Origin of the sequence: Sphingobium sp. EM0848, assembly GCF_013375555.1 — a bacterium.
Lineage (GTDB): Bacteria > Pseudomonadota > Alphaproteobacteria > Sphingomonadales > Sphingomonadaceae > Sphingobium.
This window is the reverse complement of sequence record NZ_JABXWB010000004.1, coordinates 1-16,786: the sequence shown is the minus strand read 5'-3', so window position 1 is coordinate 16,786 and position 16,786 is coordinate 1. Positions and strand designations below refer to the sequence as shown.

The window sequence follows — 16,786 nt, the reverse complement described above, 5'->3', positions numbered from 1 at the left end:
GACTCGGGCTCGTTCGCAGGCGACGAACGGCTCGGACATCATCGGTCAATCGTCAGGCCGGTTCTTCCGCCGATCCGCATATTTGATCACGAAGGCCTCCCAGAGCCGCATCCATTCGGTGTCGGTCCGGGGCCTCTTGATATCGGCGAATCCCTTGCGGAATGCGTTGGCCATATCGTCGACTGACCAAGGATGGCCCTTAGTGAGACCGACACTCCGAAACGCCTGTTCGCGGTCGCCATAGGAAAGCGTTCCCGGCGGGAATGCGTGAAGCGGTTCGTCTGATTTCGCTGCGGGTTTCGTTGCCTGCGGAACGGTGCGAACCGATGATCTCGGTGCCGTTTCGACGCCTGGCGCCCCAACAAGTCGCAAATGGGGTCCGACCAATTTACGCTCCATCGGCGCTGGAGACGGATGAAGGACCACCTTCCTGCCGGAGAGATCGACGTTCGCGTTGGGATAAACCGCCGAGACGAGCTGCATCGTCTCCCGCACCGTTTGACGAAAGCGCTTGCTGTCAGCCTCGTTGCCGAGGTGCTTTGCCAGTTGATCCCAAGAAATGATCTGCCCCTTGTCGGAGCCGATCCGTGGGAGGCGATAGGCAAGATAGGTATAGAGATCGAGCGCCGTTGGCGTCCCTTTAAGCTCCCGGATCGCTACTTCGTTTAATGGGACAGCGTGCTCGATAAGGTGACTGTAGAAGACCTCCGACATACGGATTTCCCGCGCGAAGGTGCCGTTCTTGTCGAGTGAACCAGCATATTCATTTGAGATCTTCACATCGCGGACCGCAAAGGCGTTGTCGTCCGTTTCGGTGCCATCCCAGCGAATCTGCCACTCGCACGCCAGCAAGCGGTCGACCTGTTCGCGCATCAGATTTGCGGTGCCACGGGGGCCATAGGACACCGTTTGATAGCCAAGCCGCCGCATCCATTCCGTGAAGTTGCGGCCGAGATAGACGTCGCGCGAACGCTTCATTACCGCCTGTGAAAGCAGATAGATGAGCGCAACCCTGGGATAGGCCCCATATGGAACACCCAGGCTTCTCATGACCGACTTGCCATCGATATTTTGAAGAACCGGCCGAGGGTTGATTGCCAGCGCGTACTTGCCGTCTTCCCGGATAATCGGGAGCGTGTCGTCCTTCGGGCGCTTGGTCGGGAGCGACATGGCGCAAAGCGCGGAATGGAGAAATGCCGGGACAGGCTCTTCGTCGTGGACTCGCAGGAAGGCGTCGAGCGTCAATTGGGTTCCGGCAGTGGAGGCAAGCTTCCGGACATTCTCTGCACCGCCATCGATCATGGCGAGTGCATATTGGTGCCCAATCGGCCTATGCTGATCTCCGTTCATTGTTCCGCCCTTCCCCGAATCTCCGGGGTCTGTGATGGCGCTGTCTCAACAGGTTTGGGTTTCGAAATCAACCCTGTTGGCAGTTTTGGCGGGAAATCAGGGGTGAGAGTTGCAATTCGACCGATGATCTCGGTGCCGCTTTTGCCGAATCGCCCCTTCCCACTTTCAAAAATCGAAATTTTGAAGCCGATTCGCGAATCGGATTGATTCAGGGATTCATGTAATAGGTATGCGCTCCGAGATCATCGGTCTGTTGGCACCGAGATCATTGGTAGGACGCACCGAGATCATCGGAAGGTACTGAGATCATCGGTGCGCCTCTACCAGGGCGCATTGGCATTACCTTGAAATCCGAAACGGCTCGGAGATCATCGGTAAAGTTGTAAGTTCGATGGCCAAATCGTTGCTCGAAACTGCCAACGTCGCTATTGTGGGCCATCAAACCCACAAAAGCGGAATCTCATGGCCACTGATCCCACAAATGTCCCCGCCGATGACCTTCTGGAAGGTGGCCTGGATGTGCTTCACCGTAAAGCGCTCACGATCCTCAAGCGGATCCGCGACAGCGCGGTCGATCCAGAGACAGGGCAGAAGCGAGCCCCCACCTTCCCTATCTCCAAGGCTGCATCACTTGTCGGACGCACCGCGTCGGCGATCCGAGAAGCTGAACGCGACGGGCGTTTGCCGGAGCGTGGGCGGACGGCTTCCGGTCATCGCGTCCAATATACGCTCGAAGAACTCGATCATATGCGTGAGGTGTTCGGAACGCGTCCGTGGCGCAGCCCGGAAGATCCACCCGCCATTCTCTCGGTCTGCAATTTCAAGGGCGGTGTCGGCAAGTCCACGATCGCGCTGCACCTGGCTCAGCACTTCGCGATCAACGGCTATCGTGTGCTGTTTATCGACTGCGACAGCCAAGCTTCATCGACAATGATGTTCGGCTACCGACCAGACGTCGATCTGGAGGAGGACGACACGCTCTATGGGCATTTCCATAACCCGGAATTGCTGGGTGTGCGAAAGATCATTCGGAAGACCCACTTCCATGGGCTCGATCTGATCCCTGCGAATTTGCGGCTCTACAATCTCGAATACGAGATCGCCGGCTACCTCGCGCGCAATCAGAACCTGAACATCATCGACCTGATCGCCGAGGCCATCGACTCGGTGGTAGAAGATTACGATGTGGTGATCATGGATCCGCCTCCAGCACTCGGCATGGTCTCCATGGCGGTCCTTCAAGCAGCCAATGCGATGGTGATCCCCGTGCCGCCAAGCCTGGTCGACTTCGCATCGACGGTGTCGTTTATCGACATGGCGAAGACCACGATGAAGCAGCTCGAGCAGCTCGCGGGGAGGGGGCGCCCGGCTTACAATTTCATCCGTCTCGTCGGCAGCCGGGTCGACGACAGCAAGTCGATGCATCGTGAGATACTTTCGATGATGCGGAGCGTTTTCGGAGGCTCAATGTCTTCTTCGGTGATGGTCACCAGTGCGGAGATCGACAATGCCAGCTCGCGGATGAAGACGGTCTTTGAACTGGAAAAGCCCGTCACTTCGCACGAGGTTTACAACCGGTGCATGAGGCATCTGAATGAGGTTTGCCGAGACATCGAAGAAGACGTTTTGCGGACCTGGCCGAGCCGGGCAGGGGGGCAGCTTTGAGCAGCAGTTGCCACGTGGCAACTGCGGGCAATTGTTCGCCGTCTATGGGGCTGAAATCTGCTAAGAATGATGCGTTGTTGCCACGTGGCAACCGAGCAAGGAAAGCGTTTATAAACAGTATCATGAGCCAAATTCCAGGATCAGTTTTCCCTCAGAAAAGGGGAGCCGAAGGCGAGGCGAATTTCGGTTTGTTGCCACGTGGCAACAGACCAACAAATCGGGTCTCCAAGATGCCGGAAATTCGAGTAGGAGCGAGCCGATGACAAAAGGAAATAAGGGCTTCGGCTCGATGTTCACCGAAGGCCTGGATAATGAGGCCGAGCTTGACAATGCGAGCCCCTCGGAAGGGATCATGGCGAGCCGAAGCCAGACCCTGGCGCGGATAGCGAGCGGCAAGACGGTTACCGATCGAACGGAGTGGGTGGACCCGGCTCGTTGCCGTCCCTGGCGGATGCACAATCGCGACCTGGACCATTTGTCCGAAGAGAGCTGTCGCGATCTGATCGACTCCTTTCTCGCGGCGAAGCGGCAGCGCATCCCGGCGATCGTGCGTCGTCTGAAGGACGATCCTGACTACGATTATGAGATCATCGCTGGCGTTCGCCGGTGGTGGACCGTCCAGTGGCTCCGCGAACATCATCATCCAGAATTTGATTATCTCGTCACGATCCAGACCGTCACGGATGAAGAGGCATTCCGGGTTTCGGACGTTGAAAATCGGTCGCGAAAGGACATTTCAGACTGGGAGCGTGCAAAGGAATATGCGCGAGCGCTGTCGGAGTTTTACGAGAACTCCCAGTCCCAGATGGCGGAGCATCTCAACCTCTCGCGGTCATGGCTGAGCCGCCTGCTGGATGTTGCGAGGCTTCCTGAGGAGATCGTGGCGGCATTTTCGGACACCCACGACATTACCGTTCGAGTGGCGCGCGATATCAAACCGCTGACCAGCGAACCGAAAACTCTGAAGCGAATGCGAGACGAGGCCGAGCGCATCGAGGCCGAGCGTAGGAATGGTGGTTCCAGTCTGACCGGACCCGAGGTGGCGAAGCGACTTGTTCGTGCGACCGTTGAGGCAAAGAAGAAGGAGACTGGCGAGCGAGAGATCACGGGCAAAGGCGGAAAGACGATTCTGCGCTATGCCAGTGCCAGAGGTGGGGGGATCACGATCAAGATCGTGCCCCGGACCGGCGCCACGAAGGCCGAGCTCATGAAAGCGATCGAAGAACTGTTGCCGGCGAGCTGAGCAAAACAAGCGAGACGGCGTTTCAGTACGGAGGGCGTCCCGGTCGCTATTCGGCCCGCAGCCGGCGCTGCGCGGCAGGCGTGGTGGGCAGCGCCGCGAGGAGCTTTCGGGCACCCTGAGGTGTCACAGACAGCAGCTTCGAAACGGAGGATGCCTGGAGCCCTGGATAGGCGATCAATAGGCGCCCGAGAAGCGGCAGGCGACTTCGCTGAGTTGCACCTAAATTGGTGAGCTTGGCGACGTCATGCTCAATTGCGGAAAGCTCGCGGAGCCCCGCCGCGCTGATCTGCCCGATCTCCTTAGCGAGGAACCCGGTCAGCGCGGCAGGGGAAGGGGGCATGAACTTGGGGAGCGGCACCAGTGAGGGGATGATGCGGCTCGTGAAGCCAGCGCGGTAGAGCATGCGAGGAAGAGCGGTCGCGACGAGCCAGTTGCGATCGCGGCAGCGGGGAGGAAGCTCCAACGAGCGTCCGTCGATCGCAACAACCTCCGAGGCGCCGACCGGAAGACGCTCGGTCATTTCGGCAAGAGCGAACACGCGCTCGGCGATGGACCGGAGATCGGCGACGGGGAAGGGTGCATCCGCCGCAGACTTCACCTGACGCCAGAGCGGGCCGAAGTGTGCGAGATCGTCTCCACCATAGCGCTCAGCCTCTGCACGGTCGTCGAGGATGGTTCGGAGAGCATTGAGGGATGCGCGGCCAACCGGGTCTCTGACATCCTCGTCCCGACTTAGTGCGAGGTGGAAAATGGACGCCACCGATATCGGATCGTTGAGACCTTCGGAGGCGCGGGGAGGGGCGCTTCGCCCCGCGATCCAATCCTGCAGGTCGCCGACAGCGATCGGCACGCCGGCGAGACCTGCTAACGCCGCGGCGCCGTGAAGGCGCGATCGCGCAAGGAAAATGTCGGCGCTTGTACTATGATGAAGCCGGCCGTCGAGCCGGCCGAGCAGCAACATTGGGTCATTTGCGCGGCGGTCGACGATCTCCTGCATCGCTCTTACGCTTAGCGCGTGAGGAAACCAAAGTCAGCAGTTGGTTTCGCCTCATGCTATCGTCGAAAAGTTCATATGCGATAATTGCAGTTATCACATAAGCAGATTTGACCGTTCTTTATAAGGTGGGCTACAAGCGCGGCTGAGGAGCGAGGCGCGTCGTGAGCACCGAAACCGCCCGGGAAGGGCCAGAAATCCCCGTAGCGCCGCCTGAGGCTGTCCTGCCGGCCGTCAGGGCGCCGGCCGACCTTGCGTGGACGATCGTGCAGATGCGCGCCGGCGAGCGCATCACCGTCAACGAGGGCCTGATCGCCGCCTATCAGGCCGCTTCATCGCCCCATAGCATCCGTGCGCTCAAGTCCGACGTCGAGGCGTTCGATGCGTGGTGTAGGCGCAACAACCGGATCGCGCTGCCGGCCACGCCCGAGACCGTGGCCGATTATCTCGACGCGCGGGCCGGGAAGGGGAGCCGGCCGGCCTCGCTATCCCGCTACAAGGCGTCGATCGCCAAGATCCACCAGCTGCTCGAGCTCAAGGATCCGACGCCGGCGCCGCTGGTGAAGCTGCGGCTCCAGACGGTGCGCCGCGAGAAGGGGGCTGCGCAGAAGCAGGCGCGGCCGCTGCGGTTCAAGGGCCCGGTGCGCGACGTCGAGCGCGACAAGGCGCGGGGGCTCAACATCCGCGCGCTGCTCGAGAGTTGTGGCGAGGATCTGCCGGGGCTGCGTGATCGGGCGCTGCTATCGGCCGCTTATGACACCGGGCTGCGCGCCTCCGAACTGGTGGCGGTCGCCATTGAGCATATTGAGGAGGCGATCGATCCCGAAGCGCGGCTGCTGCAGATTCTGCGTCATAAGGGCGATCAAGACGGGGAGGGGGCGACCGCCTACCTCAGCCCGCGCACCGTCGCGGCGATCGCGGCGTGGACCGAAGCGGCGGGGATCACGACAGGGCCGCTGTTCCGGCGGGTGCAGGTGCGGCGCTACAAGGCGCGGGCAGCCGTGCGCGGTCGGCCGATCGACAGCATCTCGGGCCGGGAGACGTGGGATCTGCGCAAGACGCTGTCCAAGCCGGCGGTGAAGGCGCGCGTCGAATATGACATCGGCACCGTGGCGCTGCACCCGGGCTCGATCGGACCAATCTTTCGGTCGATCATCGGCCGCGCGTTCGACCGTGGCGCGCTGCCCGATTTGACGGCGGACGATCTGGCGCGGTTGCTGAAGGGGATCAGTGCGCACTCGACGCGGATCGGGCTCAATCAGGACCTGTTCGCCAGCGGGGAGGATTTGGCCGGCATCATGGACGCGCTGCGGTGGAAGTCGCCGCGGATGCCGCTCGCTTATAATCGCAATCTCGCGGCAGAGCAGGGGGCGGCGGGGCGCCTTATGGCGAAGATTGGCTAGTCATGACGGCCTAAATAGGTCTTTGGATGATGCCGTGCGACCACACGACGGCGGCAGGTAGATCGAGGGATTTGCGCAGCGGCAAGAACCGGAGAAGGGAGGCTGAGCCCCCGGGGTCTTGAGCTACAACGTTAAGCCTAAGAAACGGGCAGGGGCCTGGTAGCGCGTAGTGTATGAGCGAAGCCACCATCGCTCAAACTCATCAGCACAGTCCAATTTCGAAGAGGAAACAAGAAAGTGGTTCCGGAAACGGTATGGATCTTATCCTGTGTAAACGCTCGCGCTAAATGGCGGCGTTCTGATCGCGCTATTTGGGGTGACTACACGAAAGTGACGCATCCGCACGCTAAGCGCGAACGTATGGTGAACGTTACGCGGCGAGCAACGAACTGATGGCGCGCAGTGGCCGCAGGACATCCGGATCGGGCCGATCTTCAACATTCCAGCTATAGTCGCCGGTGAGCGAGATATGTTCCCAGCCCAATGGCGCGACGTGACGTGCGATTTCGTCGGGCGTGCCGATATCAGCCAGCGCCACTTCGAGATAGCGGGTGTTCCACAGGATGATGGCGGCGACGAGCAGGTTGAGGCCGGAGGCGCGATAGGTCTGGTTCTCGAACCGCCGATCACGCAATTCGCCGAGCTGGTTGAAGAAGAGCGCGCGTGCGAGCGCGTTGCGGGCCTCGCCCTTGTTGAGGCCCGCCTGGGTACGCCGGCGCAGATCAATGTCGCGCAGCCAGTCGAGCATGAAGATCGAGCGTTCGAGGCGGCCCAGCTCGCGCATCGCGAGGGCCAGTCCGTTCTGTCGCGGATAGGCGGACAGGCGGCGAAGCATCGCCGAAGCGGTGGCGGTGCCGGTGCGTATCGATGTGGCGAACCGCAGCAGTTCATCCCAATGCGCCGCGACATGACCCAATGCGATCGGTTCGGCCGTCATGCCGGCAAGCAAGGGGCCGGCTTCCTGGCCGGGAAGGAGGTGCAAACGACGCTGCTTGATGTCGCGCAGGCGCGGCGCGAAGCGGTAGCCGAAGAAGGGCATAAGGCCGAACACATGGTCCGATGCACCGCCTGTATCGGTGTAGTGCTCCTCGATTGTCAGGCCGGTCTGCTGATACAGCAAGCCATCCAGCACATAGGGAGCTTCGCCGGCGGTCGCCGCGATTACCCGGGTCGCGAAGGGGTCATATCGATCCGAGACATGGGTGTAGAAGGCAACGCCCGGTTCGTTGCCGCTGCGCGCGTTGATGTCGCCGATTGCGGCGCCACGGCCCCCGGCATGGAATTGCTGTCCGTCGCTCGACGAGGTGGTGCCGTCTCCCCACAGCGCGGCGAGCGGCATGGCGCGATGGGCGTCGATCAGCCTTCCCAGCGCTTCACCATAGGCGGCCTCGCTGATGTGCCAGTCGTGGAGATGGGCGAGCTGGCGCAGGCTTGCGCCTCGGCAGGTTTCCGCCATGCGTGTGAGGCCGAGATTGATGCCATCGGCAAGGATGACGGTGAGCAGCGCATTGCGGTCGTCGGCCTCCCGGCCCGAACGCCGATGGATGAAGCATTCGCTGAACCCGGTCCAGGCATCGACCTCAAGCAGGAGATCGGTGATCTTCACGCGCGGCAGTCGGTCATAGGCAGCGCGACGGGCAATCTCGGTGGCGGGTGGCGTTGCCGCTTTCAGCGGCGAGATGATAAGGCCGCTTTCGTCAAGCCTGACCTGGGGCAGCTCGCCCTGTCGGGCGAGGACCGTCACCTGTTCGATCGCCGTGTCGAGCCTGGCGCGCCTTTCCTCGATATGACGATCGAAGTCCGTTTCGATGGCGAGCGGCAACGGCCCCTTCTCGCGAAGCGCGTCGAAGGTGGCCGGCGGGATGAGGTAGCTATCGAAATCGCGGAACTGGCGGCTTCCCGAGACCCATATGTCTCCCGCTCGCAACCGCTCCCGTAGCTGGGACAAGGCGCATAGTTCATAGGCGGCGCGATCGACGATGCCGTCCCGCAGGACGAACGGCCGCCATGCGGAGGGCACAAAGCGCAGCGGCACGCGATCAGGCAAGCGCCGTTTGCCGGTCCGGTATAGCTCCGCGATGATGGTAAGCGCCGACAGGAGTCCCTGCACCGCACCGGCGCCGCGAAATTCGAAGGTGTTGAGAAAGGCACCGGCAAAGAGCTTCACCGTGCGATGCCGCTCGATCAATTCAGCGGTGCGATCGACGGTTTCCGGTCGCCCGAGTACTTCGGCCCGCGCGACCGCCACGGCGAAGCGCTGCCAATCCAGCGCCTCGATCTGCGCCAGAGAGTCCACACCGTTGGTGCGCGCTTCGATGAGAATGCGGCAAGACCCTGTGAGCGTCCGGAGATGGCCTTGCAACTCGCGCACCGTCTTGAGGGCTTTGTCACGGGTCCGGTTCTCGGCGCGACGCGACATGCTGCCCAACAGCTTGTCGAACATCGTCAGGGTGGCATCGGTCAGGCTTTCCTCAAGACGGATGCCCTGCGCCGCCAGCGTCGCATGGCGGCGCAGGGCATTGAGTTCGCCAAGGTGCTGGGGTGTGATCCGGCTGCCTTCGTCCGCCAGCCTGTCAAAAGTCAAAGCCGGGATCATGTCGGCACGGGCGCGATCGAGATCCAGCGCGCGGATATGAGTGAGCCGTTCGATCAGGCGTAGGATGTTGCGCGCTGCCGGCGACTGTGGTGCATTGCGCAGCCAGGATAGCCATGTCGCGGCTTGCCCTGTTCGTCGGGCCAGCAGATCGTCCAGCCCCTGCAGCGTATCGGGCCGCAGGCCGTTCGTGAGCACTTCATAGGTAAGCTGTTCGGCCTGCTGGCGAGCACGCCGGAGTACCGCTTCGAGAACCGATGAAGAAGGCAGGAGGATCTGCCGGCGCCGAAGTTCGTCAACGATGACCCCCGCCATCTGGCCGGGGTGGACGATGGTCTGTGCGATCGGGATCGAGAATGCGACAACTTCGTGGAAAGCCTTGCGGTCGAAAATCCTGAACCCGTGCGATCGTCGGATTTCAACGAGATGTTCGCGACGGGTCTGGTCCCGATGGGCATAGTCCGCGAAGGCTTCGGGCGCGACGCCGAGTTGCTGCGCCACATAGGCGAGCACAGGAGCGGGCGGGACTTCACCCGCTTCCAGCGCACGGCCAGGCCATCTCATATAGAGTAGGAGCATCGCGTAGCCGAGCCGGGTGGCATCGCCGCGACGGCGGCCGACAATTTCCAGGTCGTCACCGGTCAGCGTATAGTGCCGCGCAATCTCGCGCTCATCGAGCGGCGCGCCATAATGCCCTGCCCAGATTTCCGCGCTCACCAGTCGCCGTCTCGCCAAGCACTATCTCCTTCCGCGTCCTTGTCCGTCAGACGGTCCTCTGGCGGCCAGCAGGAATATGTCCGTTAACTCTGGACCTATAACGGCGATTCGGACAAGATCAGATAATGATGGGAAAACGGACAGGATTGGGCTGCATGTGGCGTTGATCGGCTATGCGCGCGTCTCGACGGCAGACCAGAAGCTCTCACTCCAGCTCGACGCGCTGAACGCGGCCGGGTGCGACCGGATATTCGACGATCACGCATCTGGTGCAAAAGCCGATCGGCCCGGCCTGGCCGAGGCGCTCGCCTATCTGCGCAGCGGCGACACGCTGGTGGTTTGGAAACTCGACCGTCTTGGGCGCTCGATGAGCCATCTGATTGAGAAGGTCGGCGAGCTAGCGACGCGAGGTATCGGGTTCCGCTCGCTCACCGAGAACATCGACACCACCACTTCGGGCGGGATGCTGGTGTTCAACATCTTCGGCTCGCTTGCCCAGTTTGAGCGCGATCTGATCCGGGAGCGCACCCATGCAGGCCTCAAGGCCGCTCGCGAGCGAGGTCGCCCCGGTGGGCGGCGGCCAGTGGTCACACCTGACAAGCTCCGCAAGGCGCGCGAACATATCGCTTCCGGCCTCACAGTTCGCGAGGCCGCCGCGCGCCTCAAGATCGGCAAAACCGCCCTCTACAAAGCCCTCGAAGCCACGGAGAAGAACACAAAGTCCCAGCGTTCCCGGTCCGTTCGCTCTTAGCGTGCAGATAAGTCACTTTCGTGCAGTCACCCCTTATAGTGCCGAGCGAGCACCGATCGGCCGCCAGATCGTGGAGCGTGCCAATCGCACCCTGTTTGAGATGGGCGCCATTCCTGCGGCGATCGGGATCGTTCCGGGCCAAAGCACAGAGGATCGTTGGGAGCGGGTTTTAACCCTCAGCGACGATACTGAAGAGGCGAGGGCGCGTCGGGCGGCGTTGGATGAGGCGGTAAAGCTTCAGGACTTCGGCTTCAATGCAATTGGGGTCGAACTTGGCTATCGATATCGTGTGGGCGCCAGGGTTGATGACGGTACGCCCGAGCCGATACCTCCGGGGCCAAGCGATATCTGCTACCAGGCGACCACATGGCCGGGCGCGCGCCTGCCGCACGCGTGGATCGAGCTTGGACGGCGCACCGTATCCACCCTCGACGTCGTGGGCCATGGCCGCTTCGTTCTGCTCACTGGCCCCGGGGGTGGGGCACCTTGGCGTGCGGCGGCCGAGCAGGCGAGGGAGCGCACCGGCGTGCAGATGGCTCTGTTGCAAAAATCGTGAAGCTTGAGCATGCTTGGCGGAGATTGAACGGATGGAGCGATGACGGATTTCAAGTGGCGCCATTTCCAGGGTGATGTGATCCTGTGGGCGGTGCGCTGGTATTGTCGCTATCCGATCAGCTATCGCGACCTTGAGGAAATGCTGGCGGAACGCGGCATTTCGGTCGACCATACGACGATCTATCGCTGGGTCCAGCGCTACGCCCCGGAGATGGAGAAGCGGCTGCGCTGGTTCTGGCGGCGTGGCTTTGATCCGAGCTGGCGCCTGGATGAAACCTACGTCAAGGTGCGGGGCAAGTGGACCTACCTGTACCGGGCAGTCGACAAGCGGGGCGACACGATCGATTTCTACCTGTCGCCGACCCGCAGCGCCAAGGCAGCGAAGCGGTTCCTGGGCAAGGCCCTGCGAGGCCTGAAGCACTGGGAAAAGCCGGCCACGCTCAATACTGACAAAGCGCCGAGCTATGGTGCAGCGATCACCGAATTGAAGCGCGAAGGAAAGCTGGACCAGGAGACGGCCCACCGGCAGGTGAAGTATCTCAATAACGTGATCGAGGCCGATCACGGAAAGCTCAAGATGCTGATCAAGCCGGTGCGCGGTTTCAAATCGATCCCCACGGCCTATGCCACGATCAAGGGATTCGAAGTCATGCGAGCCCTGCGCAAAGGACAGGCTCGTCCCTGGTGCCTGCAGCCCGGCATCAGGGGAGAGGTGCGCCTTGTGGAGAGAGCTTTCGGCATTGGGCCCTCGGCACTGACGGAGGCCATGGACATGCTCAACCACCATTTCGCAGCAGCCGCCTGATCGGCGCAGAGCGACAGCCTACCTGTGACTGCCGCCAATCTTTGCAACAGAGCCTTACCAATGTCGTGAACATAACCATGGAATATTCCAGGTCGGTGATCGATGTCGGTATCGCCTATCGCGAAAAGACAGACGAGGCGTTGGGCATTGTGCACAGCGTTGCCTCGCAGATGGCTCAGGATCGCGCTGACCGGCCCCCACCGAGTGGTCCGCGTGGACTGTTAGTGCATTGACGCCTCCATCGCCAGTGTTGGCCGTAGGTGGAGCGAAGCGGAACCGGAGGGCGACACTGGCGATGGAACGGCCTCTGGCGCCGGTGGCCGATACCCGAGCGAGCTCTGTGCGGCCGGACTGTGTTGTAATGTCGCCGCCAAGCCTCGATCAGGATCCGGGCCTCGGCGAGCGAGTAGAAGATCTCGCCATTGAGCAATTCATCGCGCAGCGACCCGTTGAAGCTCTCGCAGTATCCATTCTCCCATGGCGATCCGGGGGCGATGTAGAGCGTCTTCACGCCGACCTTCGCCAGCCATTCCTGCACCGCCGTCGCGATAAATTCCGGGCCATTGTCGGACCGGATATGCGCGGGCGGACCGCGCGTGACGAACAGTTCGGCCAGCGCCGCCAGCACATCGTCGCTCTTCAGCTTACGCGCCACGGGCAACGCCATGCACTCCCGGCTCGCCTCGTCGATGATCGACAGGATGCGGTATTTGCGACCATCGTGGGTGCGACCCTCGACGAAGTCATAGGACCAGACGTGCCCGGGATATTCCGGCCGAAGCCGGATGCACGATCCGTCGTTCAACCAGAGCCGCCCGCGCTTCGGCTGCCTTTGCGGCACCTTGAGCCCCTCGCGTCGCCAGATGCGCTCGACCCGTTTGCGGTTCACATGCCACCCTGCATTGCGCAGCAACGCCGTCACTCGGCGATAGCCATAACGACCATATTGCCGCGCCAGCGCAATGATATCCGCGGTGAGAGCTGCTTCGTCATCGGCCCCGCGAGGCACCTTGCGCTGTGTCGATCGATGTTGCCCGAGCACGCGGCAGACCCGTCGCTCGGACACCGGCATCATCATTCTGATGTGATCGATACAGCGCCTTCGGCGCGCGGGGCTCAGAAGTTTCCCCGGGCGGCCTCCTGCAATATCAGCTTGTCTAGCGTCAGGTCCGAGATCGCACGGCGAAGCCGCACATTCTCCTTCTCCAGATCCTTCATCCGACGTGCCTGATCGGTCTTCAGGCCGCCATATTCCTTACGCCACCGATAATAGGTTTGCTCGCTGACCGCGATCCGCCGACACGCCTCCGCGGTCGTCGCGCCCTGCGCCAGCACAACCTCCGCTTCACGCAGCTTGCCGATAATCTCTTCCGGGCGATGCTTTTTGCTCGGCATACCTTGTCTCCTTCGTAATCCAAAATATCATCAATTTTGGACCACTCAGAAGGGGGCAGATCAGTTGGGCGCGGCCGGCGGGCGATAACCGGCTTTTCCTCAATGGAATGCTTCACGTGCTGCGGGTCGGCTGTCCCTGGCGCGACATGCATGAGCGATACGGCAAGTGGAACTCCGTCTATGTGCGCTTCCGTCGCTGGGCCGAACAAGGTGTCTGGGATGCCCTGCTGCAAACACTGGTCGACCTGGGTCTGACCGACGACTGGCAACACATGATCGACAGCACCAGCGTTCGCGGCCACGTCTCGGCAGCGGGCGGAAAAGGGGGGCTTGTGCGAACGCTCTTGGTCGATCACGCGGCGGCTTTACGAGCAAGATCCACGCCCGTTGCGACAATCAGGGACTGCCTGTCGGCTTCATCCTGACCGGCGGCGAGGCTTCCGACTACACCGCTGCCGAACCGCTGATGGCGATCCCCGTCGCCACACCCACGGCGCTGCTCGCGGACAAGGGTGTGGATCGGCGCTGGAACGGGCCCCTCCTACTTCACGATCTATCATTTTGAATTGCCGTAAAAAGTTGGTTTTGACCGGGGTCCCGATCGGCGCCGATCGGGACCCCGGCATGCGCCAGTATAAGGATAGAAATCAATGCATTACCTCCCGTCAGAGCGGGTCCCACTCCAACGCTGCTTCACATCCCGGCCGAAGGCAGCCTTCGCTTCGCGCTTGCCCGAGCGCACGGCCTCAATGAGACCACTCTCATCCTCGATCGGGCGCATGCCGCGTCCACCGCCGCCCCAACTCGCCTTGAGCATCAAAGGATAACCGATATCTGCCGCGATCATTTTGATCGCAGTTTCATCGTCGGGCAGCGGTTCACTCGCCGGGATAACCGGCACACTGACGCTAACCGCTATGTTACGCGCTGATACCTTATCGCCCAGGCTGTGCATTGTCGCAGGGCTCGGACCAATGAAGGTAATACCTGCGTCGGCACAGGCTTTTGCGAAATCAGGGTTCTCGGACAGAAATCCATAACCAGGATGGATTGCATCTACGCCAGCGGCCTTCGCGATTTCGATGATCCGCGGGCCATCCAGATAGGCTGCAATCGGTCCAAGACCCTCACCCAGATGATAGGCCTCATCCGCCTTGAACCGATGGAGAGAAAGCTTGTCCTCCTCTGCATATATTGCAACCGTTCGTATCCCTAGTTCCGTAGCAGCACGAAAGACACGGATCGCGATCTCGGAGCGGTTGGCGACAAGAATCTTTCTCATCGCGCGGAGCTCCGCTGCTGCGCAAGGTTCTCAAAGTCATTGCCCATCGGCTGCCGACCTTTGCTTGATCATATCGAGCGCGACATCGACGATCATGTCCTCCTGGCCTCCGACCATCTTGCGGCGACCCAGTTCCACAAGGATGGCGCGGGTATCTATGCCATGTTCCCCGGCAGCCTTTTCAGCGTGGCGCAGGAAGGAGGAATAGACACCGGCATAGCCCAGCGTCAGCGTTTCGCGGTCAACGCGTACCGGGCGGTCCTGCAGCGGACGCACCAGATCCTCGGCGGCATCCATCAGGGCATAAAGGTCGCAGCCATGGTTCCAGCCCATGCGGTCGGCAGCGGCGATGAACACTTCGAGCGGAGCGTTGCCTGCCCCCGCGCCCATGCCGGCAAGGCTCGCATCGACCCGGACCGCACCATTCTGCACCGCGACGATGGAGTTGGCGACACCAAGGCTGAGGTTGTGGTGCGCGTGCACGCCGCGCTGCGTTTCGGGCTTCAGTACCTTGTCGTAGGCGGCAACGCGCGCCGCGTAGTCATCCATGCTCATCGCGCCACCACTGTCGGTGACGTAGACGCAATGCGCGCCGTAACTTTCCATCAACTGGGCCTGTTGGGCCAGCGCTTCCGGGCTGGTCATGTGGCTCATCATCAGGAAGCCCGAGACGTCCATGCCCAAGTTGCGCGCCGCCTCGATGTGCTGCTTGCTGACGTCCGCTTCGGTGCAGTGGGTCGCGATGCGCACCGAACGCACACCCAACTCATAAGCGTGCTTCAGATCGTGGACTGTGCCGATGCCGGGCAGAAGGAGGGTGGTCAGCACCGAGTGTTCCAGCACTTCGGCCACGGCGCCGATCCAGTCCCAATCGGTGTAGGCGCCAAAGCCGTAGTTGAAGCTGGAGCCTTGCAGGCCGTCGCCGTGGGCGACTTCGATCGCGTCGACCTTGGCCCGGTCAAGTGCGCGGGCAATCGCCTGGACGTGGTCCAGACCATACTGGTGACGGATAGCGTGCATTCCGTCACGCAGAGTGACGTCCTGAATGTAGAGCTTTTGCTGGGTCGGGTCGAAAGTCATGCTGCCGCTCCCCCTTGTATTTCGTTGTCGTGCATGCGGTTCGCGATCTTCTCGGCCGTCTTGAGCGCGGCAGAGGTCATGATGTCGAGGTTGCCGGCATAGGCCGGCAGGTAATGGGCCGCGCCTTCCACTTCGAGGAAGACGGAGACCTTGAGCCCGGTGAATTCGCCGTCCATTTCCGGGATGCGCAGCGGACGGTTGGAGCCGATATGCTCAAACTGTACGGCCTGCTTCATGCGGTAGCCGGGGACATAGCTCTGCACTTCGGCGACCATGTCTTCCACCGACTTGCGGATCGCATCCTGATCGGCATCTTCGCACAGACAATAGACTGTATCGCGCATGATCAAAGGCGGTTCGGCGGGGTTGAGGATAATGATCGCCTTGCCGCGCGTCGCGCCGCCGACGTCCATGATCGCCTGGCTGGTGGTCTCGGTGAACTCGTCGATGTTGGCGCGGGTGCCCGGGCCAGCACTCTTCGAGGCAATCGAGGCAACAATCTCGCCATAGTGGACCTTGGCCACGCGGTTCACCGCCGCCACGATCGGGATGGTCGCCTGGCCGCCGCAAGTGACCATGTTCACGTTCTTGGCATCGAGGCACACTTCGCCATTGACCGGCGGCACCACGTAAGGCCCGATCGCGGCAGGCGTAAGGTCGACCATGCGCTTGCCAGCGGCGAGCACCAGTTCGCTGTTGCGCTTGTGCGCTCCGGCCGAAGTAGCGTCGAACACGATCCCGACGTCCGCAAACTCGGGCATCCTGATGAGGCCATCGATCCCTTCCGCCGTCGTTGCAACACCCAGTCGCTGCGCGCGGGCGAGGCCATCGGAGGCCGGATCGATCCCGACCATCACGCCCATTTCCAGTACGCCGGAAAGGCGCATTATCTTGATCATCAGGTCGGTGCCGATATTGCCCGAACCGATGATGGCTACCTTGGTCTTGGCCAT

The 16,786-nt window shown here is 61.6% G+C and carries 13 protein-coding genes and 1 pseudogene; 7 read left to right on the top strand and 7 right to left on the bottom strand.

The window, feature by feature from the left end; translation table 11 throughout:
- Positions 1-45: 45 nt before the first annotated feature.
- The gene (locus HUK73_RS17455; protein ID WP_062787891.1) at positions 46-1,350 is read right to left on the bottom strand and encodes a replication protein RepA; all 1,305 of its coding nucleotides are present in this window, start codon (positions 1,348-1,350) and stop codon (positions 46-48) included.
- 462 nt (positions 1,351-1,812) lie between these two features.
- Between HUK73_RS17455 and HUK73_RS17450 the strand changes: the two genes are divergently transcribed.
- On the top strand, positions 1,813-3,015 hold the full coding sequence (locus HUK73_RS17450) for an AAA family ATPase (RefSeq protein ID WP_062787893.1): 1,203 nt from the start codon (positions 1,813-1,815) through the stop codon (positions 3,013-3,015).
- A gap of 259 nt (positions 3,016-3,274) precedes the next feature.
- Positions 3,275-4,258, top strand: a complete 984-nt coding sequence (locus HUK73_RS17445; RefSeq protein WP_030092784.1) for a ParB/RepB/Spo0J family partition protein — start codon at positions 3,275-3,277, stop codon at positions 4,256-4,258.
- A 46-nt stretch (positions 4,259-4,304) separates the two neighbouring features.
- Here HUK73_RS17445 and HUK73_RS17440 read toward each other — a convergent pair whose 3' ends face one another.
- Entirely contained in the window at positions 4,305-5,255 is a 951-nt protein-coding gene (locus tag HUK73_RS17440) for a hypothetical protein (protein WP_051743944.1), read from the bottom strand.
- Positions 5,256-5,416: 161 nt separating this feature from the next.
- On the opposite strand from HUK73_RS17440, the gene HUK73_RS17435 reads away from it, so the two are divergent.
- Positions 5,417-6,655: a site-specific integrase gene (locus HUK73_RS17435; protein WP_013039113.1), complete on the top strand. Its 1,239-nt coding sequence runs from the start codon at positions 5,417-5,419 to the stop codon at positions 6,653-6,655.
- Positions 6,656-7,025: 370 nt separating this feature from the next.
- Here the strand turns inward: HUK73_RS17435 and HUK73_RS17430 are convergent, their stop codons facing one another.
- The gene (locus HUK73_RS17430; RefSeq protein WP_011627729.1) at positions 7,026-9,983 is read right to left on the bottom strand and encodes a Tn3 family transposase; all 2,958 of its coding nucleotides are present in this window, start codon (positions 9,981-9,983) and stop codon (positions 7,026-7,028) included.
- Positions 9,984-10,122: 139 nt separating this feature from the next.
- On the opposite strand from HUK73_RS17430, the gene HUK73_RS17425 reads away from it, so the two are divergent.
- From HUK73_RS17425 to HUK73_RS17415, 3 genes are all read left to right on the top strand, one after another.
- The gene (locus HUK73_RS17425) at positions 10,123-10,716 is read left to right on the top strand and encodes a recombinase family protein (protein WP_013039114.1); all 594 of its coding nucleotides are present in this window, start codon (positions 10,123-10,125) and stop codon (positions 10,714-10,716) included.
- 70 nt (positions 10,717-10,786) lie between these two features.
- A complete protein-coding gene (locus HUK73_RS17420; protein ID WP_218036643.1) occupies positions 10,787-11,272 on the top strand; it encodes a hypothetical protein in 486 nt (161 codons plus the stop codon).
- Between the two features lie 39 nt (positions 11,273-11,311).
- Positions 11,312-12,076 (top strand): IS6-like element IS6100 family transposase, encoded by a 765-nt coding sequence (locus tag HUK73_RS17415; RefSeq protein ID WP_013054031.1) that lies wholly within the window; start codon positions 11,312-11,314, stop codon positions 12,074-12,076.
- 221 nt (positions 12,077-12,297) lie between these two features.
- Here HUK73_RS17415 and HUK73_RS17410 read toward each other — a convergent pair.
- Positions 12,298-13,471: pseudogene (locus tag HUK73_RS17410) on the bottom strand (IS3 family transposase).
- Between the two features lie 116 nt (positions 13,472-13,587).
- Here HUK73_RS17410 and HUK73_RS17405 point away from each other — a divergent pair.
- Complete coding sequence (locus HUK73_RS17405; RefSeq protein WP_242003433.1) at positions 13,588-13,896, top strand: transposase; 309 nt, start codon at positions 13,588-13,590, stop codon at positions 13,894-13,896.
- Positions 13,897-14,126: 230 nt separating this feature from the next.
- Here HUK73_RS17405 and HUK73_RS17400 read toward each other — a convergent pair whose 3' ends face one another.
- Genes HUK73_RS17400 through HUK73_RS17390 form a run of 3 tightly spaced genes read right to left on the bottom strand, consistent with a single transcriptional unit; the run spans position 14,127 to position 16,786 of the window.
- On the bottom strand, positions 14,127-14,753 hold the full coding sequence (locus HUK73_RS17400) for a biotin carboxylase N-terminal domain-containing protein (RefSeq protein ID WP_084653593.1): 627 nt from the start codon (positions 14,751-14,753) through the stop codon (positions 14,127-14,129).
- A 36-nt stretch (positions 14,754-14,789) separates the two neighbouring features.
- The gene (gene dmpG / locus HUK73_RS17395) at positions 14,790-15,833 is read right to left on the bottom strand and encodes a 4-hydroxy-2-oxovalerate aldolase (RefSeq protein ID WP_070936407.1); all 1,044 of its coding nucleotides are present in this window, start codon (positions 15,831-15,833) and stop codon (positions 14,790-14,792) included.
- Positions 15,830-16,786: an acetaldehyde dehydrogenase (acetylating) gene (locus HUK73_RS17390; protein WP_070936405.1), complete on the bottom strand. Its 957-nt coding sequence runs from the start codon at positions 16,784-16,786 to the stop codon at positions 15,830-15,832. The genes dmpG and HUK73_RS17390 overlap by 4 nt, the downstream gene beginning before the upstream one ends.

Excerpts from the sequence above, each read along its gene's own strand:
- HUK73_RS17445 (WP_030092784.1), top strand. The coding sequence starts at position 3,275 with ATGACAAAAGGAAATAAGGGCTTCGGCTCGATGTTCACCGAAGGCCTG.
- HUK73_RS17400 (WP_084653593.1), bottom strand. The coding sequence starts at position 14,753 with ATGAGAAAGATTCTTGTCGCCAACCGCTCCGAGATCGCGATCCGTGTC.
- HUK73_RS17440 (WP_051743944.1), bottom strand. The coding sequence starts at position 5,255 with ATGCAGGAGATCGTCGACCGCCGCGCAAATGACCCAATGTTGCTGCTC.
- HUK73_RS17455 (WP_062787891.1), bottom strand. The coding sequence starts at position 1,350 with ATGAACGGAGATCAGCATAGGCCGATTGGGCACCAATATGCACTCGCC.
- HUK73_RS17450 (WP_062787893.1), top strand. The coding sequence starts at position 1,813 with ATGGCCACTGATCCCACAAATGTCCCCGCCGATGACCTTCTGGAAGGT.
- HUK73_RS17415 (WP_013054031.1), top strand. The coding sequence starts at position 11,312 with ATGACGGATTTCAAGTGGCGCCATTTCCAGGGTGATGTGATCCTGTGG.
- HUK73_RS17390 (WP_070936405.1), bottom strand. The coding sequence starts at position 16,786 with ATGGCCAAGACCAAGGTAGCCATCATCGGTTCGGGCAATATCGGCACC.
- dmpG (WP_070936407.1), bottom strand. The coding sequence starts at position 15,833 with ATGACTTTCGACCCGACCCAGCAAAAGCTCTACATTCAGGACGTCACT.